Genomic DNA, 21,763 nt, shown 5'->3' on the forward strand with positions numbered 1-21,763 from the left:
CGGCAACCCGCACGGTCAGTCGCCCTTCCGAGCCCACGCACTCTCGATTCCCATGGAGACAGGACGTGTCCCGTCAGGTGTTCCTCTACGATCCGCCGGACCGCTTCGTCGCGGGTACGGTCGGACTGCCCGGACGCCGTACGTTCTTCCTCCAGGCCACGGCCGGCCCCCGGACGACCAGCGTGGCCCTGGAGAAGACCCAGGTCGCCGCGCTCGCCGAACGCATGGACGAACTCCTCGACGAGGTCGTCCGGCGCAGCGGCGGCAACGCGGCCGTCCCCGCCGTCGCACCCAACGAGATCGCCGACAGCGGCCCGCTGGACACCCCCGTCGAGGAGGAGTTCCGCGTCGGCACCATGGCGCTCGCCTGGGACGGCGAGGAAGAGCGCATGATCGTCGAGGCGCAGGCGCTCGTGGAGCTGGACGCCGACTCCGAGGAGGACCTCGCCGAGGCCGAGGAGCGGCTCCTCCAGGACGAGGAGAACGGGCCCCCGATGCTGCGGGTCCGGCTGACCGGCGCGCAGGCCAGGGCCTTCGCCAAACGCGCCCTGGACGTCGTCAACGCCGGGCGGCCGCCGTGCCCGCTGTGCAGCCTCCCGCTCGACCCGGAAGGACACGTATGTCCGCGCCAGAACGGATACCGCCGCGGAGCGTGACCGCCGCCGAACTGCTCGCCCAGGGTGAGCTGAAGGTACGCGGACGCATCCGCGACGCCTCCAACGCGGCCCTGTTCTGCACGGTCGCGTACGACGGCGAGGAAGCGTCCTGCGTGTACAAGCCGGTCGCCGGGGAACGCCCGCTGTGGGACTTCCCCGACGGCACCCTCGCGCAGCGCGAGGTCGCCGCCTACGAGGTCGCCGCGGCCACCGGCTGGGACCTCGTCCCGCCCACCGTGCTGCGCGACGGGCCCTACGGCGAGGGCATGTGCCAGCTCTGGATCGACGTCGACCCCGAGAGCGCCGACCTGCTCGCCCTGGTCGACGCCGAGGAGCCCGAGCCGGGCTGGAAGGCGATCGGGTTCGCCGAGGTCGGCGAGGGGAAGACCGCCCTGCTGGTGCACGCCGACGACGAACGGCTGCGCCGGCTCGCCGTCCTCGACGCCGTGATCAACAACGCCGACCGCAAGGGCGGCCACCTGCTGCCCACCGGCGACGGACGGCTCTACGGCATCGACCACGGCGTGACCTTCAACGTCGAGAACAAGCTGCGCACCCTGCTGTGGGGCTGGGCGGGGGAGTCGCTCACCGGTGAGGCCGTGGAGGCCCTCACGGGGCTGCGTGAGGCCCTCGGCGGGGCGCTGGGGGCCCGGCTGGCCGAGCTGATCACCGCGGCCGAACTCGACGCCACGCGCGCGCGTGTCGACGCGCTGCTCACCACCGGAAAGCACCCGGAACCCAGCGGAGAGTGGCCGGCCATCCCCTGGCCGCCCGTGTGACCGGTCCGCAGCACATCGCGGACGCAAGATCAAGAGTGCCTTCCCGGCCATCTGGCCTGGTCCGGTTCGTATACCGAACTCGGGTCCGGTTACGCTCATGTACATGCATGCCTGGCCCGCTTCCGAGGTCCCCGCCCTGCCTGGTCAGGGCCGCGACCTGAGGATCCACGACACCGCGACCGGCGGTCCGGTCACCCTCGACCCCGGTCCCGTCGCCCGTATCTATGTCTGCGGCATCACCCCGTACGACGCGACCCACATGGGGCACGCGGCGACCTACAACGCGTTCGACCTGGTCCAGCGCGTGTGGCTCGACACCAAGCGGCAGGTGCACTACGTCCAGAACGTGACGGACGTCGACGACCCGCTCCTGGAGCGCGCCGAGCGCGACGGCGTCGACTGGGTCGCCCTCGCCGAGCAGGAGACGACCCTCTTCCGCGAGGACATGACCGCCCTGCGGATGCTGCCCCCGCAGCACTACATAGGCGCGGTCGAGGCGATACCCGGCATCGTGCCGCTGGTCGAGCGGCTGCGCGACCTCGGCGCCGCCTACGAACTCGACGGCGACATCTACTTCTCCGTCGAGTCCGACCCGCACTTCGGCAAGGTCTCCGGCCTCGACGCCGCCGCCATGCGGCTGCTGTCCGCCGAGCGCGGCGGCGATCCCGACCGCCCCGGCAAGAAGAACCCCCTCGACCCGATGCTGTGGATGGCCGCCCGCGAGGGCGAACCCAGCTGGGACGGCGGCTCCCTCGGCCGTGGCCGGCCGGGCTGGCACATCGAGTGCGTGGCCATCGCCCTCGACCACCTCGGCATGACCTTCGACGTCCAGGGCGGCGGCTCCGACCTCGCCTTCCCGCACCACGAGATGGGCGCCTCGCACGCCCAGGTGCTCACCGGCGAGTTCCCGATGGCCAAGGCGTACGTGCACGCCGGCATGGTCGGCCTGGGCGGCGAGAAGATGTCCAAGTCCAAGGGCAACCTGGTCTTCGTCTCCCAGCTGCGCCGCGACGGCGTCGACCCGGCCGCCATCCGCCTCGCCCTGCTCTCCCACCACTACCGCGCCGACTGGGAGTGGACCGACCAGGTCCTGGCGGACGCGGTGACCCGCCTCGACCGCTGGCGAGCAGCGGTCTCCCGCCCGGACGGCCCGTCGGCCGAGGCCTTGGTGGAGGAGATCCGCGAGGCCCTGAGCAGGGACCTGGACGCCCCTGCCGCACTGGTGGCGGTGGACCGCTGGGCAGCGCTCCAGCAGGAGCGGGGCGGCACGGACACGGGCGCGCCCGGGGTCGTGTCACGAGCGGTGGACGCGCTGATGGGCGTGGCCCTCTGAGGAAACGCCGGCCCCCGCGTCCCGCCTTCGAGGGGCGCGGGGAACTGCGCGACCAGCCACGACTCACCCGCGCCGACCAGACGACGCCCGCTTCCCCGGCCGTCGAGAAGGGGCGGTACGCATCGCGCGTACCGCCCCTGTCTCAGTCCTCGGAGGTGTCCTCGCCGTCCGGGCCGGGGTCCCCGGCGGAGTCCGCGGAGTCGCCGGTGTCCGCGGAATTCCCCGTGTTCCCGGGCGTGTCGGGCTTCGGTGCTCTCGGTGGCCGGGTCTTGCCGCTGGGGTTGTCCCGCAGGTAGGAGGCGCTGTCGGTGCCGTCCGCGGTGGCGTGGCCGCCGGACGGCGGATTCACGTCCCGGCGCCGCAGATAGCGCTCGAACTCACGGGCGATCGCCTCGCCCGACGCCTCCGGCAGCTCGGCGGTGTCCCGGGCCTCCTCCAGCGTCTGCACGTACTCCGCGACCTCGGTGTCCTCGGCGGCCAGCTGGTCCACGCCGACCTGCCAGGCGCGCGCGTCCTCGGGCAGCTCGCCCAGCGGGATCCGCAGGTCGAGCAGGTCCTCCAGGCGGTTCAGCAGCGCCAGCGTGGCCTTCGGGTTGGGCGGCTGGGAGACGTAGTGCGGGACGGCCGCCCAGAGCGAGACCGCCGGGACACCCGCGTGCGTGCAGGCCTCCTGCAGGACGCCGACGATGCCCGTCGGACCCTCGTACTTGGTCTCCTCCAGGTCCATCCGCTGGGCCAGGTCCGGGTCGGAGGTGACTCCGCTGACCGGCACCGGACGCGTGTGCGGGGTGTCGCCCAGCAGGGCGCCCAGGACGACCACCAGCTCCACGCCCAGCTCGTGGGCGAAGCCGAGCAGCTCGTTGCAGAACGAGCGCCAGCGCATGGACGGCTCGATGCCCCTCACCAGCACCAGATCGCGCGGCTTGTCGCCGCCGACCCGGACCACCGACAGCCGTGTCGTCGGCCATGTGATCTTGCGCACGCCGGCGTCCATCCACACCGTGGGACGGTTGACCTGGAAGTCGTAGTAGTCCTCGGCGTCAAGGGCCGCGAACACCTCGCCCTTCCATTCCCGCTCCAGATGCGCGACCGCGGTGGAGGCGGCGTCGCCGGCATCGTTCCAGCCTTCGAACGCGGCCACCATGACTGGGTCGATCAGCTCGGGAACCCCCTCCAGCTCGATCACCCAGCGCCTCCTTCCGACGTACCCTCGCGTACGCCCCAACCTTACGGCGTCCGGCGGGGGCGCCCGCAGCCCCCTTGCACGGGGGAGTGAACGGATCACTGCCCCGTTCAACCCCCTCGAACACCCCGATTCGGCGAGGAACCGCTCACCGTTGGTAAGCGCTTCACAGGCTGCTGCGCAGCCACTGCTCCACGCTCGCGATGTGCACGGTCGCCCAGGAACGGGCCGCCTCCGCGTCCCGGTCGCGCAGCGCGGCCAGGATCGCCCGGTGCTCGCGCAGGGTCCGGGCGACCGCGTCCTCCTGGGTCAGTCCGCGCCAGATCCGGGCCCGGGTGGTCGGCCCGGACAGCCCGTCAAGCAGCGAGCAGAGCACCGAGTTCCCGGAACTCTGCACGATGCCGCGGTGGAACTCCAGGTCGCAGGCGACCAGTTCCTCCACCGAGGGCGCGGCGCCCAGCGCGTCCAACTGGGCGCCCAGCGCGTCCAGTTGCTGCTCGCTGATCCGGGAGGCGGCCATCGCGGTGGCGGCCGGCTCCAGGATCCGGCGCACCGCGAGGAACTCCAGGACCGTGTCGTCGCGGTGGAAGTCGACGACGAAGCTCATCGCCTCCAGGAGCAGTTGCGGGTCCAGGCTGGTGACGTAGGTGCCGTCGCCCTGCCGTACGTCCAGGATCCGGATCAGCGACAGGGCGCGCACCGCCTCCCGCAACGAGTTGCGGGACAGGCCGAGTTCGGCGGCGAGTTCGCTCTCCTTCGGCAACCGGTCACCGGGGCGCAGCGCACCGGAGACGATCATGTCCTTGATCTTCTCGATCGCCTCATCGGTGACAGCCATACCGGCCTCCTTGTCGCTGAGACATCCGATGTCTCAGCCACATTATGCGACCTGGTCAGGCCGTGGCAGACCGTGGTGCCGGGCACTGACGACGGGCGGGTCAAAGGAGCGGCCCCCAGGGGAGAGGAGCCGCCCCCGCGCCGGCCCCTCGCCGGCCCGGCCCCGGTACGGCGGGGCCGGGGTCCCGGCGGCTCACCGCTGGCTCACTTCTTGTCGAGCAGGTCCTGGACCTTGGCCTTGACGTCGTCCGTGGCCAGGCCGCGGATCGTCAGGGTGGTACGGCGGCGCAGCACGTCGTCCGTGGTCTCGGCCCACTCGTGGTCGCGGGCCCAGACGACCTGTGCCCAGATCTCCGGGGCGTCCGGGTGGACGCGCCCGGCGAGCTGCGGGTCCTCGTTGGCGAGGCGGGCGATGTCGAAGGCCAGCGAACCGTAGTGGGTGGCCAGGTGCTTGGCCGTGTCGGCGGCCATGCGCGGGCCGGGGGCCGGGTTGTCCACCAGCAGGCGGTGGGCGACCGCACGGGGGTTGGCGACACCGGGCAGCGGCAGCTTCTTCGGCAGCGAGGAGATCGGTTCGAAGTCGTCGCCCAGCGGGTGCCCCGGCAGCGCCTCCAGCTTCTCCATCACCGTACGGCCGATGTGCCGGAAAGTGGTCCACTTGCCGCCCGCGACGGACAGCATGCCGCCCCTGCCCTCGGTCACCACGGTCTCCCGCTTGGCCTTGGCGGTGTCGCCGGGACCGCCCGGCAGCACCCGCAGGCCCGCGAAGGCGTAGGTGATCAGATCACGCTGGAGCTGCTGGTCCCGGACGGAGAACGCGGCCTCGTCCAGGATCTGGGCTATGTCCTGCTCGGTGACGGAGACGTCCGCCGGGTCGCCCTCGTACTCCTCGTCGGTGGTGCCGAGCAGCAGCATGTCCTCCCACGGGAGGGCGAAGGTGATCCGGTACTTGTCGATGGGCGTCGCGAGGGCGGCCTTCCACGGGGCCGTCCGCTTCAGGACCAGGTGCGCGCCCTTCGACAGGCGGATGGACGGGGCCGCGTTCGGGTCCTCCATCCGGCGCAGGTGGTCGACCCAGGGGCCGGTCGCGTTGAGCACCAGACGGGCGTTGACGCCGAACTCCTCACCGGAGACCGCGTCCTTCAGGTCGGCGCCGGTCACCCGGCCCCTGGTGAAGCGCAGGCCGCTGACCTGGGCGTGGTTGAGGACGACCGCGCCCGCCTCGACGGCCGCGCGGACCGTCATCAGCGCCATGCGCGCGTCGTTCATCTGGTCGTCGCCGTACACGGCCACGGCCTTGAGGTTCTCGGTGCGCAGCTCCGGCACGTCCCGCTGGGCCCGGGCGGGCGACAGCAGGTGGCCGACGCCGTCACCGAACGCGGAGAGCGCGGAGTAGGCGAAGACACCCGCTCCGAGCTTCGCCGCACCGTGCGGACCGCCCTTGTACACGGGGAGGTAGAACGTGAGCGGGTTCGCCAGGTGGGGAGCCACCTGGCGGGAGACCGCACGGCGTTCGAAGTGGTTCTCCGCCACCAGCTTCACCGCGCCGGTCTGCAGGTAGCGCAGACCGCCGTGGAGGAGCTTGGAGGAGGCGGAGGAGGTGGCACCGGCGAAGTCGCCGGCGTCGACCAGGGCCACCCTGAGGCCGGACTGCGCGGCGTGCCAGGCGGTGGAGATGCCCAGGATGCCGCCGCCGATCACGAGAAGGTCGTACGACGCCTTGGAAAGCTGCTCCCTGGTCTCGGCACGGCTCGGAAGCGAGCCGGAGGCCGGGTGTGTTCCCAGGGCAGGCACGGACTGCAGGGTGGACTGACTGGTCATGTCGGGTTCTTACTCCTCGTCAGAGCTCGATCGTGAGAGCGTGCGCGCTCTCGTCAGCTCTCGTCGTCGATCCAGCCCATGGTCCGGTCGACGGCCTTGAGCCAGTTCTTGTACTCACGGTCGCGGGTCTCCGCGTCCATGCGGGGGGTCCACTCGGCGGCCCGGCGCCAGTTGGCGCGCAGTTCGTCGGTGCTGGACCAGAAGCCGACGGCGAGGCCGGCGGCGTAGGCGGCGCCGAGGCAGGTGGTCTCGGCGACCATCGGGCGCACCACCGGTGCGTCGAGGACGTCGGCGAGCTGCTGCATCAGCAGGTTGTTGGCGGTCATGCCACCGTCGACCTTGAGGGCCACCAGCTCGTCGCCGGAGTCCTTCACCATGGCGTCGGCGATCTCGCGGGTCTGCCAGGCGGTGGCCTCCAGGACGGCGCGGGCCAGGTGCGCCTTGGTGACGTACCGGGTCAGGCCGGCGATCACACCGCGGGCGTCGGAGCGCCAGTGCGGGGCGAACAGACCGGAGAAGGCCGGCACGAAGTACGCGCCGCCGTTGTCCTCGACCGAGAGCGCGAGCGTCTCGATCTCGGCGGCGGTGGAGATCAGGCCCATCTGGTCGCGCATCCACTGCACCAGCGAGCCGGTGACGGCGATCGAGCCCTCCAGCGCGTACACCGTCGGCTGGTCGCCGATCTTGTAGCCGACCGTGGTCAGCAGGCCCGCGTAGGAGTTGATGATCTTCTCACCGGTGTTCATCACCATGAAGGTGCCGGTGCCGTAGGTGGACTTGGTCTCTCCCTCGGAGAAGCAGGTCTGGCCGAACAGGGCCGCCTGCTGGTCGCCGAGCGCGGAGGCGACCGGGATGCCGCCGAGCAGCTCGCCCAGCGGGCCGCCGGTGACCTCGCCGTAGACCTCGGCGGAGGAGCGGATCTCGGGCAGGATCTGCAGCGGCACGCCGATGGACTCGGCGATCTTCTCGTCCCACTGCATGGTGTGCAGGTTCATCAGCAGGGTGCGGGAGGCGTTGGTCACGTCGGTGAAGTGCTTGCCGCCGTCGACACCGCCGGTCAGGTTCCAGATGACCCAGGTGTCCATGGTGCCGAAGAGGATGTCGCCCGCCTCGGCGCGCTCCTTGAGGCCGTCGACGTTGTCGAGTAGCCAGCGGGCCTTGGGGCCGGCGAAGTAGGAGGCCAGCGGCAGACCGGTCTCGCGGCGGAAGCGGTCCTGGCCGACGTTGCGGCCGAGTTCCCGGCAGAGGGCGTCGGTGCGGGTGTCCTGCCAGACGATGGCGTTGTAGACCGGCTCACCGGTGTTCTTGTCCCACAGCACGGTGGTCTCGCGCTGGTTGGTGATGCCGATGGCCTTGATGTCGTCGCGGGTGATGCCGGCCTTCTGGATGGCCCCGGCGACGACTTCCTGGACGTTGGTCCAGATCTCGTTGGCGTTGTGTTCGACCCAGCCCGGCTTGGGGAAGATCTGCTCGTGTTCCTTCTGGTCGACCGAGACGATACGGCCGTCCTTGTCGAAGACGATGCAGCGGCTGGAGGTCGTGCCCTGGTCGATCGCGGCGATGAACGGGCCTGCGGTGTGGGCGTCGGTCACTGTGTGCTCCTCGAGGATCCGTGGTGTGTGGCGGTACGTCTGCTGCTGCAGCGGAGTTCAGCCGGTGGCGGAGGTCTGCTTCTAAGCAAAAGCGACGTTGTAGATGCCCGCGGCTATGGCTCCGCCGATCAGCGGACCGACCACCGGGATCCAGGCGTAGCTCCAGTCGGAACCGCCCTTGTTGGGCAGGGGGAGGAGCGCGTGCACGATACGCGGACCGAGGTCACGGGCCGGGTTGATGGCGTAGCCCGTCGGACCGCCGAGCGAGAGACCGATGGAGACGACCACCAGGGCGGTGATCAGGCCGCCCAGCACACCGAGGCCGTTGCCCTTGTCGTTGAGGCCCTGCGTGAGGACCGCCAGGATCAGCACGATGGTGCCGATGATCTCCGTGGCGAGGTTCTGCACCACGTTCCGGATCTCGGGGCCGGTGGAGAAGATGCCGAGGACCGGGCCGGCGCCCGTCTCCTCCGCCTCGACGGCCTTGACCTTGGTGGCCTGCGCGCCCGGACCGCCGACGATCTCCTTGTCGGTCAGGTGCGCGTGGAACTGGCCGTAGTAGGCGACCCACACCAGGGTCGCGCCGATCAGCGCGCCGAGCAGCTGGCCGGCGAAGTAGACCGGAACGTTGCTCCAGTCGTCGTTCTTGATCGCGAGCGCGACGGTGACGGCCGGGTTGAGATGGGCGCCGGACAGCGGTCCGGAGATGTAGACCGCCGTCATGACGGCGAAGCCCCAACCGAAGGCGATGGCGAGCCAGCCGGCGTTACGGGCCTTGGAGGCCTTGAGCGTGACGGCGGCGCACACACCGCCGCCGAGCAGGATGAGAACGGCGGTACCGATGGTCTCGCCGATGAAGATGTCGGAGCTGGACACCCGCGACTCCTTTGTCCTTCGTCCAGGGAAGCCGAACCCCGAGTCCCGTCGGGGTGTTGGCGCCCTCGTGGGTGAGAGCGAATCCGGCCCTTGGCGTTGTCACACTCTAGCGCGTATTGCCGGTAGGTGTTCGACAATGCCGACCGATGGACGGGAGTCTCGCCCCGGCGTTACGTGTGCGTCAAGAGTTCTGTTATCGAAAGCGCGATCGTTATTGATTGCTGTGGGTTGTCGATCTTTGTCGGGATCGTGGGTCGGATGTGCTGCGGTAGCCCCACTGAACTCCGCTTTTGTTCCGTTTTGTCCACATCAGGGTACGGCTGAGGCCGGTCCGCCGACAGGCGGACCGGCCTCAGGTGGTGATCAGTGGTACGCGGTCAGAACCGTCCCGCGCCCAGGTCCCGCGACACCGCGCGGGCGCAGTCCCGTACCGCGGCGATCAGCTCGGGCTGCAACTCCCCGTCCTTGCACAGCCGCTCCACCGCGCCCGTGATGCCCACCGCGCCCACCGGCATGCGCCGCCGGTTGTGGATCGGAGCCGCTATCGACGCTACGCCCTCCCAGGTCTCCTCCACGTCCGCCGCGTACCCCCGCGCGCGGGTGAGGTCGAGGATGTGTTCGAAAGCGTCCAGGTCGCTGGTCGTACGGTCCGTGAAGGGCTTGCGGTCGGCCTCCAGGGCCTCGCTGTGCGCCACCGGGTCGTAGGCGGACAGCACCTTGCCGAGCGCCGTGGAGTGCAGCGGCTGCATCGCCCCGATCTCCAGCACCTGCCGGCTGTCGTCGGGCCGGAACACGTGGTGCACGATCAGCACGCCCTGTTGGTGGAGAACGCCCAGGTAGACGCTCTCCCCGCTGGACCGGGCCAGGTCGTCCGTCCACACCAGCGCCCGGGCCCGCAGCTCGTGCACGTCCAGATAGGTGGTGCCGAGCCGCAGCAGCTCGGCGCCCAGTTGGTAGCGCCCCGAGGCCTCGTCCTGCTCGACGAACCCCTCCTGCTGGAGGGTGCGCAGTATGCCGTGCGCGGTGCCCTTGGCCAGACCCAGTGACGAGGCGATGTCGGACAGGCCGAGCCGTCGCTCGCCGCCCGCGAGCAGCCGCAGCATCGCGGCCGCCCGTTCGAGCGACTGGATGTTCCGTGCCATCGCAGTCCTGCCTCCGTCCCCTACGACCCTCGCCGTAAGACTGCCGTAACCATCGTTCGGCAATGCCGAACACTACCGGTCCGTGTCGACTCTCCGCTAATGGTTGGTCGACACCTGTTACGCCAGGCGTGGTCCGCGCTCACCGCACGTGTGCTCCCCGTGGCTCACCTCACGTGCGGTGGCCCGTGCCCGGCGCGGATGCCGTGGTGGGCGACATACTCGCCCATCCGCCGCCTCACCAGCCCCTCACTCGTCCGCCACATGGACGCCCTGCACATCCAAGCCCACACCCGGTTACGCTGGCGCAGTGCGTCCATGCCGGGCCCGGCCCGGCGGACCGCATAGCCGACAGCCGTCGCATCCAAGGGAGCCCTTCATGGCCTCGTCGCCACCGTCCCCTTCCGCCGACAGCCGGACCCGTGTGTCCGCGCTCCGAGAGGCGCTCGCCACCCGTGTGGTGGTCGCCGACGGAGCCATGGGCACCATGCTCCAGGCCCAGGACCCCACCCTGGACGACTTCCAGCAGCTCGAGGGCTGCAACGAGATCCTGAACCTGACCCGCCCCGACATCGTCCGCTCGGTCCACGAGGCGTATTTCGACGCGGGCGTGGACTGTGTCGAGACCAACACCTTCGGTGCCAACTACGCGGCGATGGCCGAGTACGACATCCCCGAGCGCGTCTACGAGCTGTCCGAGGCGGGCGCCCGCATCGCCCGGGAGACCGCCGACGGCTATCTCGCCCGTGACGGCCGCCAGCGCTGGGTGCTCGGCTCCATCGGTCCCGGCACCAAGCTGCCCACCCTCGGCCACATCGGGTACACCACGATCCGCGACGCCTTCCAGCAGAACGCCGAGGGCCTGATCGCGGGCGGCGCCGACGCGCTGATCGTGGAGACCACCCAGGACCTGCTCCAGACCAAGGCGGCCGTGATCGGCGCCCACCGCGCCCGCGACATCGCCGGCCTGGACGTCCCGATCATCGTCTCCGTCACCGTCGAGACGACCGGCACCATGCTGCTGGGCTCCGAGATCGGCGCCGCGCTCACCGCGCTGGAGCCGCTCGGCATCGACATGATCGGCATGAACTGCGCCACCGGCCCCGCCGAGATGAGCGAGCACCTGCGCTACCTCTCCCGGCACTCCCGCATCGCGCTGTCGTGCATGCCCAACGCCGGCCTGCCCGTCCTCGGCAAGGACGGCGCCAGCTACCCGCTCACCCCCTCCGAGCTGGCCGACGCCCACGAGACCTTCGTACGGGACTACGGCCTCTCGCTCATCGGAGGCTGCTGCGGCACCACCCCCGAGCACCTGCGCCAGGTCGTCGAGCGGGTCCGGGGCGTCACCCCGCCCGAGCGCAGCCCGCGCCCCGAACCCGGCGCCGCGTCCCTCTACCAGACCGTCCCGTTCCGCCAGGACACCTCGTACCTGGCCATCGGCGAGCGCACCAACGCCAACGGTTCCAAGAAGTTCCGCGAGGCCATGCTGGACGCCCGCTGGGACGACTGTGTGGAGATGGCCCGCGAGCAGATCCGCGAGGGCGCCCACATGCTCGACCTCTGCGTGGACTACGTCGGCCGGGACGGCGTCGCCGACATGCAGGAGCTGGCCGGCCGCTTCGCCACCGCCTCCACCCTGCCGATCGTCCTGGACTCCACCGAGGTCCCCGTCATCCAGGCCGGCCTGGAGAAGCTCGGCGGCCGCGCGGTCATCAACTCCGTCAACTACGAGGACGGCGACGGCCCGGAGTCCCGCTTCGCCAAGGTCACCACGCTGGCGCGCGAGCACGGTGCCGCGCTGATCGCGCTGACCATCGACGAGGAGGGCCAGGCCCGCACCCCGGAGAAGAAGGTCGAGATCGCCGAACGGCTGATCGAGGACCTGACCGGGAACTGGGGCATCCACGAGTCGGACATCCTCATCGACACCCTGACCTTCACCATCTGTACGGGCCAGGAGGAGTCCCGGGGCGACGGCATCGCCACCATCGAGGCGATCCGCGAACTCAAGCGCCGCCACCCGGACGTCCAGACCACCCTGGGGCTCTCCAACATCTCCTTCGGCCTCAACCCGGCCGCCCGCATCCTGCTGAACTCCGTCTTCCTCGACGAGTGCGTCAAGGCGGGCCTGGACTCGGCGATCGTGCACGCGAGCAAGATCCTGCCGATCGCCCGGTTCTCCGAGGAGGAGGTGCAGACCGCCCTCGACCTCGTCCACGACCGCCGCACCGAGGGCTACGACCCGCTCCAGAAGCTGATGGCCCTGTTCGAGGGCGCCACCGCCAAGTCCCTCAAGGCCGGCAAGGCCGAGGAACTGGCCGCCCTCCCGCTGGAGGAGCGGCTCAAGCGCCGCATCATCGACGGCGAGAAGAACGGTCTGGAGGCCGACCTGGACGCGGCCCTCCAGGACCGCCCCGCCCTCGACATCGTCAACGAGACCCTGCTGGACGGCATGAAGGTCGTCGGCGAGCTCTTCGGCTCCGGCCAGATGCAGCTGCCGTTCGTCCTCCAGTCCGCCGAGGTCATGAAGTCCGCGGTCGCCCACCTCGAACCGCACATGGAGAAGTCGGACGCCGAGGGCAAGGGCACCATCGTGCTCGCCACCGTGCGCGGCGACGTCCACGACATCGGCAAGAACCTCGTCGACATCATCCTGTCCAACAACGGCTACAACGTCGTCAACCTCGGCATCAAGCAGCCCGTCTCCGCGATCCTGGAGGCCGCCGACGAGCACCGGGCGGACGTCATCGGCATGTCCGGCCTGCTGGTCAAGTCCACGGTGATCATGAAGGAGAACCTGGAGGAGCTCAACCAGCGCGGCCTGGCGGCCAGTTACCCGGTGATCCTGGGCGGCGCCGCCCTCACCCGCTCCTACGTCGAGCAGGACCTGCACGAGATCTACGAGGGCGAGGTCCGCTACGCCCGCGACGCCTTCGAGGGCCTGCGCCTGATGGACGCGCTCATCGGCGTCAAGCGCGGAGTGCCCGGCGCCAGCCTGCCGGAGCTGAAGCAGCGCCGGGTGCGGCCGACCGCCACCGCCGAGGTCGAGGAGCGGCCCGAGGAGGGCCATGTCCGCTCCGACGTCGCCGTCGACAACCCGGTGCCCACCCCGCCGTTCTGGGACACGCGTGTCATCAAGGGCATCCAGCTCAAGGAGTACGCGAGCTGGCTCGACGAGGGCGCCCTCTTCAAGGGCCAGTGGGGCCTCAAGCAGGCCCGCACCGGCGAGGGACCGTCGTACGAGGAACTCGTCGAGACCGACGGCCGCCCCCGGCTGCGCGGCCTGCTGGACAAGCTCCAGACCGAGAACCTGCTGGAAGCGGCCGTGGTCTACGGCTACTTCCCGTGTGTCTCCAAGGACGACGACCTGATCATCCTGGACGAGCGCGGCAACGAACGCACCCGGTTCACCTTCCCCCGCCAGCGCCGCGGCCGCCGGCTGTGCCTCGCCGACTTCTTCCGCCCGGAGGAGTCGGGGGAGACGGACGTGGTCGGCCTCCAGGTCGTCACCGTCGGCTCCCGCATCGGCGAGCAGACCGCCAGGCTCTTCGAGGCCAACTCCTACCGCGACTACCTCGAACTGCACGGCCTGTCCGTCCAGTTGGCCGAGGCACTCGCCGAGTACTGGCACGCGCGCGTCCGTGCGGAGCTGGGCTTCGCCGGCGAGGACCCGAGCGCCGTCGAGGACATGTTCGCCCTGAAGTACCGCGGCGCGCGGTTCTCCCTCGGCTACGGCGCCTGCCCCAACCTGGAGGACCGCGCCAAGATCGCCGACCTGCTGCAGCCCGAGCGGATCGGCGTCCAGCTGTCCGAGGAGTTCCAGCTGCACCCCGAGCAGTCCACCGACGCCATCGTGATCCACCACCCGGAGGCGAAGTACTTCAACGCACGCTGAGCCCGTGGGCGCGCGGCACTGAGCCGTACGTGTGCGGTGCGGCGCCGAGACGCGTGCCACACAGCACACTGATCGGATAAGTCGTACACTGGTCGGTCCACAGCAGGCCGGTTCCCCGCATGGGAACCGGCCTGGTCGTCCCTCAAGGAGGTGCGCCCGGATGACCAGTACGGTCCCCGCGCTCGGAACCCGTACGGCGGAAGGCTCGGCGCTTCAGGCGGTGCTCCTCGACATGGACGGCACCCTGGTGGACACCGAGGGCTTCTGGTGGGACGTCGAGGTCGAGATCTTCGCCCGCCTCGGCCACACCCTCGACGAGTCCTGGCGCCATGTCGTGGTCGGCGGCCCCATGACCCGCAGCGCCGGGTTCCTCATCGAGGCCACCGGCGCGGCCATCACGCTCGCCGAACTCAGCGTGCTCCTCAACGACGGCTTCGAACAGCGCATCGGCACCGCCCTGCCGCTGATGCCGGGCGCCAAGCGGCTGCTCGCCGAACTCCACGAACAGCAGATCCCCACCGCCCTGGTCTCCGCCTCGCACCGCCGCATCATCGACCGCGTCCTGACCTCACTGGGCCCCCACCACTTCACCCTCTCCGTCGCCAGCGACGAGGTCTCCCGCACCAAGCCCTATCCGGACCCGTATCTGCTCGCCGCCGCGGGACTCGGCGCGGATCCGGCCAGGTGCGCGGTGGTCGAGGACACCGCGACGGGTGTCGCCGCCGCCGAGGCGGCCGGCTGCCAGGTGGTCGCCGTACCGTCCGTCGCACCCATCGCCCCGGCCGAACGGCGCACCGTGGTCAGCTCCCTGGAAGAGGTCGACCTGGCATTTCTGCGCGGACTGATGACAGAAATGCGCTAGCCGTTCACCCAGCGTGCAAAGGGCATTGGGTGAAATCCCGGCGGAGCTCATTCAACGGAATTCGCAAGTGTTCAACCGGCTGAATTCCGTTGCCGCTCCCGGTCATTGCGCGTGTGACGTTCCCCACGTGCACGGGGGTCGACAACGTTGCCCGGGTGTGCCGCTTCCCCCCTGATCGGGGGGAAATCAGGCGCCCTTGTGTCCCGATTGGGGAGAGGCTGCACTAATCCTGCCGCCGTCGGGTTTTCGGTCTGTCCGCAGCCGGTTCCGCTGCGTGATGGGACCTCAACTCAGGGCCCTGTCAGCCCTCCTGCGGGTGCGGACTAATCTCATCGCGAGAACATCGCCGCTACCCCTGTGATCCGCTTCGACACCCCTGCATGCCGGATACACGGACTCGAACAGCTCTGGAGAACTTCGAGCATGAACCGCAAGACTTTGGTGCTGCCGGCCGTCATCGGTCTGCTCACTCCGGTTCTCGCCGCGTGCGGTGGATCCGACAGTGGGAGCAACAGTGACGGCGCGATCGTCGTCGGCACCACCGACCGGTTCACGGCCACGAAGGACGCCCCGGCGCCGATCGACCCCGCCTACTCCTACGACGTCGGCGGCTGGAACATCCTGCGCCAGACGGTGCAGACCCTCATGTCCCAGCCCAAGGGCGACGGCGAGCCGGTTCCCGACGCCGCCGAGAGCTGCTCCTTCACCGACAGCGGCAGCGAGCGCTACGCCTGCAAGCTGCGCGAGGGCCTGAAGTTCTCCGACGGTAACGCCGTCACCGCCGCGGACGTCAAGTGGTCCATGGAGCGCGCCCTGCGCATCAAGGCCGACAGTGGTGTCTTCGCCCTCCTCTCGAACATCGACACCATCGAGACCCAGGGCGACCGCGAGGTCATCTTCCACCTGAAGTCGGCCGACGCCACCTTCCCGTACAAGCTGTCCACGCCGGTCGCGGGCATCCTGAACCCGAAGGACTACGCGAAGGACAAGCTCCGCGACGGCTTCGACGTCGACGGCTCCGGCCCGTACACCTTCAAGGCCGACGTCCAGAACGACGAGATCGTCTCCGCCACCTTCACCAAGAACCCGAACTACAAGGGCAGCGTGACGGTGAACAACGAGCAGGTCGTCATGCGCTCGTTCAAGGACGCCGACGCCATGGGCCAGGCGATCGACAAGGGCGACATCGACGTGATGACCCGCACCATGTCGCCGTCCCAGATCAACAAGCTCGACGCCGGCGACGACTCCAACGTCGACCTCGTCGAGATGTCCGGTCTGGAGATCCGCTACCTCGGCTTCGACACCGACGCGCCCACGGTCAAGACCAAGGCCGTCCGCCAGGCGATGGCCCAGATCATCGACCGCGCCGCACTCGTCGCCAAGGTGTACGGCTCCCAGGCCGAGCCGCTGTACTCGCTGGTCCCGGCCTCCGTGACCGGCCACTCCAACTCCTTCTTCAACAAGTACGGCGACCCCAACGTCTCCAAGGCCAAGAGCCTGCTGGCCGCCGCGAACATCACCACCCCGGTGAAGCTGACGCTGCACTACACGACCGACCACTACGGCTCCGCCACCAAGGACGAGTTCGAGGTCCTGCAGAAGCAGCTCAACAACAGCGGCCTGTTCGACGTCGACATCAAGGGCACCCCCTGGTCGACGTACCAGACCGCCGAGCGCAAGCAGGCGTACGACGTGTACGGCATGGGCTGGTTCCCCGACTTCCCGGACGCCGACAACTTCCTGGCGCCGTTCCTCGACAAGAACAACTTCCTCGCCTCGCCGTACACCAACAACAAGATCATCAACACGCTGATCCCCGAGTCCCGCCTCGAGGCCGACCGGGCCAGCGCCTCCAGCAGCCTCACCGAGATCCAGGACATCGTCGCCGACGAGGTCCCGGTGCTGCCGCTGTGGCAGGGCAAGCAGTACGTCGCCGCCCGCGACGACATCACGGGCGTCGCCTACGCCCTCAACTCCTCCTCCAGCCTGCAGCTGTGGGAGCTCGGCCGCGGCTCCAGCAGCTGACGACCGGTCACACGCCGTTCATACGACGGGAAGGGCGCCCCACTCCATCGAGTGGGGCGCCCTTCCCGTCGTAGCGCGTCCTGCCGGGCTCGGTGTGGCGCGTCCTACTGGGCGCCCGGACGCACCAGGCCGCTCTCGTACGCGTACACCGCCGCCTGCACCCGGTCCCGCAGCCCCAGCTTGGTCAGCACATGCCCCACATGCGTCTTCACGGTGGTCTCGCTGACGAACAGGTCGGCGGCGATCTCCGCGTTGGACAGTCCCCGCGCGACCAGCTTCAGCACCTCCACCTCACGGTCCGTGAGGGTGTGCAGGGTGTCCGGCACCGGCTCCTCACCGGACGGCAGATGCGTGGCGTACTTGTCCAGCAGCCGGCGCGTGATGCTCGGCGCCAGCATCGCCTCGCCGCCCGCGACCACGCGGATCGCCTGCACCAGTTCGTTGGCCGGCGCGTCCTTCAGCAGGAAGCCGCTGGCGCCCGCACGCAGCGCCTCCACCACGTACTCGTCCAGATCGAACGTGGTCAGCACCAGCACCTTCGCCGGGCCGTCCCGGCCGGGCCCGGTGATCTGCCGGGTCGCCTCGACGCCGTCCATCCGCGGCATCCGGATGTCCATCAGCACCACATCCGGCTGGAGGGCGCGCACCTGGTCGAGAGCCTGCAGGCCGTCTCCGGCCTCGCCCACGACCGCGATGTCCTGCTCGGCCTCCAGGATCATCCGGAAGCCGGTTCGCAGCAGCGGCTGGTCGTCGACCAGTAGGACGCGGATGGCCACAGTGAGTCTCCTTAGCTAGTCCGCGCCCATTCTGCCCTGCGCGGCGTCCCCGGACTCGGCCGACCTCACCGGCAGCGGGTACGGCGGGGGAGTACCGCCGAACTCCGGGCAGTGCGCCTGGTGGTCGCACCAGCCGCACAGCTTCGTCGGACGCGGCCGCCAGTCCCCGGACTCCGTCGCCTGCCGGATCGCCTCCCACAGCGCGAGCAGTTTGCGCTCCACCCGCTCCAGATCGGCGAGCACCGGGTCGTACGTCAGCACGTCCCCGCTGCCGAGATAGACCAGTTGCAGCCGCCTGGGCACCACGTTCTTCAGCCGCCACACCACCAGGGCGTAGAACTTCATCTGGAACAGCGCGCCCTCGGCGTACTCGGGTCTCGGCGCCTTGCCGGTCTTGTAGTCGACGATCCGCACCTCGCCCGTCGGCGCCACATCGACCCGGTCGATGATCCCGCGCAGCCGCAGGCCGGACTCCAGCTCGGTCTCGACGAACAGCTCCCGCTCCACCGGCTCCAGCCGCGCCGGATCCTCCAGCGTGAACCAGCGCTCGACGAGCTGCTCCGCCTCGCCCAGCCAGCGGGCCAGCCGCTCGCCCTCCGGATCGTCCGCGAACAGCTCGCCGACCTCCGGCCTGCTCTCCCGCAGCCGGTCCCACTGCCCCGGAACCAGCGACCTGGCCCGCGGCGCCGTCCGCTCCGCGGCGGGTGCGTCGAAGAGCCGCTCCAGCACCGCGTGCACCAGCGTCCCCCGGGTCGCCGCCTCGCTCGGCTTCTCCGGCAGCCGGTCGATCACCCGGAACCGGTACAGCAACGGACACTGCATGAAGTCACTGGCCCGCGACGGCGACAGCGACGCCGGCGGACCGGCCGGCGCCGCCCGCACCGCCGTGACCGGTTCTTCCCCCTGCGTGACGGCCGCGCCCTGAGCCCGCGAAGCGTCCTCGATGCTGCTCTCCATGACCACAGACCATACGGCCCGCCACTGACAGTCACCCAACCCGCGCGACGGCCCGGCCAACACAAGGGGTGCCGGGGCGAAACGCGTCACGACGGCCGCATACCATCGACCGGAGACGACGTTTCTAACGAGGGGACACCGTGGACGTGAGCGGCGGGAGCGGGCAGCCCCGGTCGGACGACGCCGAACCGACCGAGCAGCCCGCAGGTCCTACGGCCCCGACCAACGACGGAGGCCCGGACCCCACCGACGCCCCGACGGATCCCCCACAGGCCGGGACACCCGCCGACACCGGGAAACCGGAGCCGGAACCGTCCGCGGAACCGCCCACGCCGGAGAACGGAAACGCCAAGACACCTCCCGGTCCACCGGCCTCCGGCCCTGACGGGACCGACAAGCCCGGCGCTCCCGGCCCCGACCGCCCCGGCGTCGGCGGCCCCGACCAGCCAGGCGCTCCCGGCCCCGACCGCCCGGGCGACGGCGGCCCCGACCCCACCGGCCCCGGCGGTCCCGACCATTCCGGCGTGGGTGGCCTCGACCACCCCGGCGTCGGCGGTCCTGACCGCACCGGCGTCGGAGGCCGCGACGAGAGCGGCCTCGGCGGCCCCCACGAGACCGGCGGGCGCGGCCACGCGCACTCCGGCATGGCCAAGGGGCGGCCGCCGCAGCGGCCCAAGGAACCCGGCGGCGGCCTGCTCATGGGGCGGCCCTTCGGCGTCCCCGTCTACGTCGCCCCCAGCTGGTTCGTCGTCGCCGCACTGATCACCTGGGTCTTCGGCGGCCAGCTCGACCGCGTGCTGCCCGAACTCGGCGCCGCCCGCTACCTCGTCTCCCTCTTCTTCGCCATCGCCTTCTACGCCTCCGTCCTGGTCCACGAACTCGCCCACACGGTCGCCGCGATCCGCTTCAAACTCCCGGTCCGCCGCATCCAGCTGCAGTTCTTCGGCGGTGTCTCCGAGATCGAGAAGGAAGCCGAGACCCCCGGACGGGAGTTCGTGCTGGCCTTCGTCGGCCCACTGCTCTCCCTCGTCCTCTCCGGCCTCTTCTACCTCGCCATGCAGCCCGTCGAGCCCGGCACGGTCCCCGGCGTCCTGCTCGCCGGGCTGATGGTCTCCAACCTCATCGTGGCCATCTTCAACCTGCTGCCCGGCCTGCCCCTCGACGGCGGCCGGATGCTCCGCGCGGTCGTCTGGAAGATCACCGGCAGACCCATGAGCGGCACCATCGCCGCCGCCTGGGTCGGCCGCGCCCTCGCCGTCTCCGTCCTGATCGGCCTCCCGCTGCTCAACTACTCGGGCGCCTTCGGCGGCGGCACCGAGAACGCCAACGGCATGGACGCCCTCACCGACGGCCTGCTCGCCGCCGTCCTCGCCGCGATCATCTGGACCGGCGCCGGCAACAGCCTGCGCATGGCACGGCTGCGCGAGCACCTCCCGGAGCTCCGCGCCCGCACCCTCACCCGCCGTGCCGTCCCCGTCGAGACCGAGACCCCCCTCTCCGAGGCCCTGCGCCGCGCCAACGCCGCCGGGGCCCGCGCCCTGGTCGTCGTGGACGCCGAAGGCACCCCGCTCTCCCTGGTCCGCGAGGCCGCCATCGTCGGCGTACCCGAGCACCGCCGCCCCTGGGTGGCCGTCAGCGGCCTCGCCCAGGACCTCACCGACGGCATGCGCGTCTCCGCGGAACTGGCGGGCGAGGAACTCCTCGACGTGCTGCGCGCCACCCCCGCCACCGAATACCTGGTGGTCGAGGAGACCGGCGAGATCTACGGCGTCCTCTCGGCAGCGGACGTGGAACGGGCCTTCGTCAGGGCCATGGCGCGGCCGGCCTAGGACAGGCCCTCGTGGTCGGACCCCTCCACAAACCCCGGTAGGCTGTTCACATGTCCGAACCGACCGGTGCCGCCCGCAGGCGCGGGCCCTTCAAGGTCGGGGACCAGGTACAGCTGACCGACCCCAAGGGCCGCCACTACACGTTCACGCTCGAAGCAGGGAAGAACTTCCACACCCACAAGGGCTCCTTCCCGCACGACGAACTGATCGGTGCTCCCGAGGGCAGCGTTGTCCGCACCACCGGCAACGTGGCCTACCTCGCGCTGCGCCCCCTGCTCCCCGACTACGTCCTGTCCATGCCCCGCGGGGCAGCCGTCGTCTACCCCAAGGACGCGGGGCAGATCCTCTCCTTCGCCGACATCTTCCCCGGCGCCCGCGTCGTCGAAGCCGGCGTCGGCTCCGGCTCGCTCAGCAGCTTCCTGCTGCGCGCCATCGGCGACCAGGGCATGCTGCACAGCTACGAGCGCCGCGAGGACTTCGCCGAGATCGCCCAGCAGAACGTGGAGCGCTACTTCGGCGGCCCGCACCCCGCCTGGCAGCTCACCGTCGGCGATCTCCAGGACAACCTGTCGGACACCGACGTCGACCGCGTCATCCTCGACATGCTCGCGCCGTGGGAGTGCCTGGAGGCCGTCTCCAAGGCGCTCGTGCCCGGCGGCATCCTCTGCTGCTACGTCGCCACCACCACCCAGCTCGCGCGGACCGTGGAGTCCATCCGCGAGATCGGCTGCTTCAACGAGCCGACCTCCTGGGAGACGATGATCCGCAACTGGCACGTGGAAGGCCTCGCCGTCCGCCCCGACCACCGGATGATCGGCCACACCGGCTTCCTGCTGACCGCCCGCCGCCTCGCCGACGGCGTCGAGCCGCCCATGCGCCGCCGCCGCCCCGCCAAGGGCGCCTACGGCGAGGACTACGAGGGTCCCAACGCCGACGGCGGCGCCGGCCGCTGAGCCGTCCCGTCATCCCCTCGCCGCGTCAACGTAAGAGCGTCGCTGCCGAGTTCCTCCGACCGGACCGGAACTCGGCGGCGACGCTCACGCGTTGACGCGGCAGGACGTCGACCCGTCTTCGACGTGGCGCAGGACCACGGAGTCCCTCGCCCGTAGCCACCAGCCCTGCCTGCCCGGAAGCCGGCCGCGCCGCCATGAAAGCCCGTCCCGCCGCCGCGGAGGCTCCCCGCCGTCACGGAGGAAGCCC

The 21,763-nt window shown here is 70.4% G+C and carries 16 protein-coding genes; 8 read left to right on the top strand and 8 right to left on the bottom strand.

Annotated features, from left to right (window positions below; genetic code table 11):
* Positions 1–65 precede the first annotated feature (65 nt).
* The 3 genes from ACWDGI_RS14210 to mshC all read left to right on the top strand — a co-directional run bounded on the left by ACWDGI_RS14210 (position 66) and on the right by mshC (position 2,768).
* The gene (locus ACWDGI_RS14210; protein WP_450758769.1) at positions 66–656 is read left to right on the top strand and encodes a DUF3090 domain-containing protein; all 591 of its coding nucleotides are present in this window, start codon (positions 66–68) and stop codon (positions 654–656) included.
* On the top strand, positions 620–1,435 hold the full coding sequence (locus tag ACWDGI_RS14215) for an SCO1664 family protein (RefSeq protein WP_450758771.1): 816 nt from the start codon (positions 620–622) through the stop codon (positions 1,433–1,435). The genes ACWDGI_RS14210 and ACWDGI_RS14215 overlap by 37 nt, the downstream gene beginning before the upstream one ends.
* Positions 1,436–1,538: 103 nt before the next feature.
* Positions 1,539–2,768: a cysteine--1-D-myo-inosityl 2-amino-2-deoxy-alpha-D-glucopyranoside ligase gene (mshC, locus tag ACWDGI_RS14220; protein WP_450758773.1), complete on the top strand. Its 1,230-nt coding sequence runs from the start codon at positions 1,539–1,541 to the stop codon at positions 2,766–2,768.
* Between the two features lie 142 nt (positions 2,769–2,910).
* On the opposite strand, the gene ACWDGI_RS14225 is transcribed toward mshC, so the two are convergent.
* From ACWDGI_RS14225 to ACWDGI_RS14250, 6 genes are all read right to left on the bottom strand, one after another.
* On the bottom strand, positions 2,911–3,954 hold the full coding sequence (locus ACWDGI_RS14225) for a PAC2 family protein (RefSeq protein WP_450758775.1): 1,044 nt from the start codon (positions 3,952–3,954) through the stop codon (positions 2,911–2,913).
* Between the two features lie 163 nt (positions 3,955–4,117).
* Entirely contained in the window at positions 4,118–4,789 is a 672-nt protein-coding gene (locus tag ACWDGI_RS14230) for a FadR/GntR family transcriptional regulator (RefSeq protein ID WP_450758776.1), read from the bottom strand.
* 203 nt (positions 4,790–4,992) lie between these two features.
* A complete protein-coding gene (locus tag ACWDGI_RS14235; RefSeq protein WP_450758778.1) occupies positions 4,993–6,609 on the bottom strand; it encodes an FAD-dependent oxidoreductase in 1,617 nt (538 codons plus the stop codon).
* Between the two features lie 53 nt (positions 6,610–6,662).
* Complete coding sequence (glpK, locus tag ACWDGI_RS14240; protein WP_450758780.1) at positions 6,663–8,201, bottom strand: glycerol kinase GlpK; 1,539 nt, start codon at positions 8,199–8,201, stop codon at positions 6,663–6,665.
* Between the two features lie 81 nt (positions 8,202–8,282).
* Positions 8,283–9,077 (bottom strand): MIP/aquaporin family protein, encoded by a 795-nt coding sequence (locus tag ACWDGI_RS14245; RefSeq protein WP_360489590.1) that lies wholly within the window; start codon positions 9,075–9,077, stop codon positions 8,283–8,285.
* Positions 9,078–9,454: 377 nt separating this feature from the next.
* Positions 9,455–10,219: an IclR family transcriptional regulator gene (locus tag ACWDGI_RS14250; protein ID WP_450758782.1), complete on the bottom strand. Its 765-nt coding sequence runs from the start codon at positions 10,217–10,219 to the stop codon at positions 9,455–9,457.
* 376 nt (positions 10,220–10,595) lie between these two features.
* Between ACWDGI_RS14250 and metH the strand changes: the two genes are divergently transcribed.
* The 3 genes from metH (at position 10,596) to ACWDGI_RS14265 (ending at position 17,001) form a co-directional block, all read left to right on the top strand.
* Positions 10,596–14,111, top strand: coding sequence for a methionine synthase (gene metH, locus ACWDGI_RS14255; RefSeq protein WP_450758783.1), 3,516 nt, complete (start codon positions 10,596–10,598; stop codon positions 14,109–14,111).
* 160 nt (positions 14,112–14,271) lie between these two features.
* Positions 14,272–14,973: an HAD family hydrolase gene (locus ACWDGI_RS14260; protein ID WP_450758785.1), complete on the top strand. Its 702-nt coding sequence runs from the start codon at positions 14,272–14,274 to the stop codon at positions 14,971–14,973.
* Positions 14,974–15,396: 423 nt separating this feature from the next.
* Complete coding sequence (locus ACWDGI_RS14265) at positions 15,397–17,001, top strand: ABC transporter substrate-binding protein (protein ID WP_450758787.1); 1,605 nt, start codon at positions 15,397–15,399, stop codon at positions 16,999–17,001.
* Positions 17,002–17,105: 104 nt separating this feature from the next.
* On the opposite strand, the gene ACWDGI_RS14270 is transcribed toward ACWDGI_RS14265, so the two are convergent.
* Entirely contained in the window at positions 17,106–17,777 is a 672-nt protein-coding gene (locus tag ACWDGI_RS14270; RefSeq protein ID WP_020939010.1) for a response regulator, read from the bottom strand.
* 15 nt (positions 17,778–17,792) lie between these two features.
* Positions 17,793–18,734: a RecB family exonuclease gene (locus ACWDGI_RS14275; protein WP_450758789.1), complete on the bottom strand. Its 942-nt coding sequence runs from the start codon at positions 18,732–18,734 to the stop codon at positions 17,793–17,795.
* Between the two features lie 146 nt (positions 18,735–18,880).
* Here ACWDGI_RS14275 and ACWDGI_RS14280 point away from each other — a divergent pair, with 146 nt between their 5' ends.
* A complete protein-coding gene (locus ACWDGI_RS14280; RefSeq protein WP_450759295.1) occupies positions 18,881–20,563 on the top strand; it encodes a site-2 protease family protein in 1,683 nt (560 codons plus the stop codon).
* 50 nt (positions 20,564–20,613) lie between these two features.
* On the top strand, positions 20,614–21,516 hold the full coding sequence (locus ACWDGI_RS14285) for a tRNA (adenine-N1)-methyltransferase (protein WP_360489583.1): 903 nt from the start codon (positions 20,614–20,616) through the stop codon (positions 21,514–21,516).
* Positions 21,517–21,763: the final 247 nt, after the last annotated feature.

The organism is Streptomyces sp. NPDC001220 (assembly GCF_053597895.1).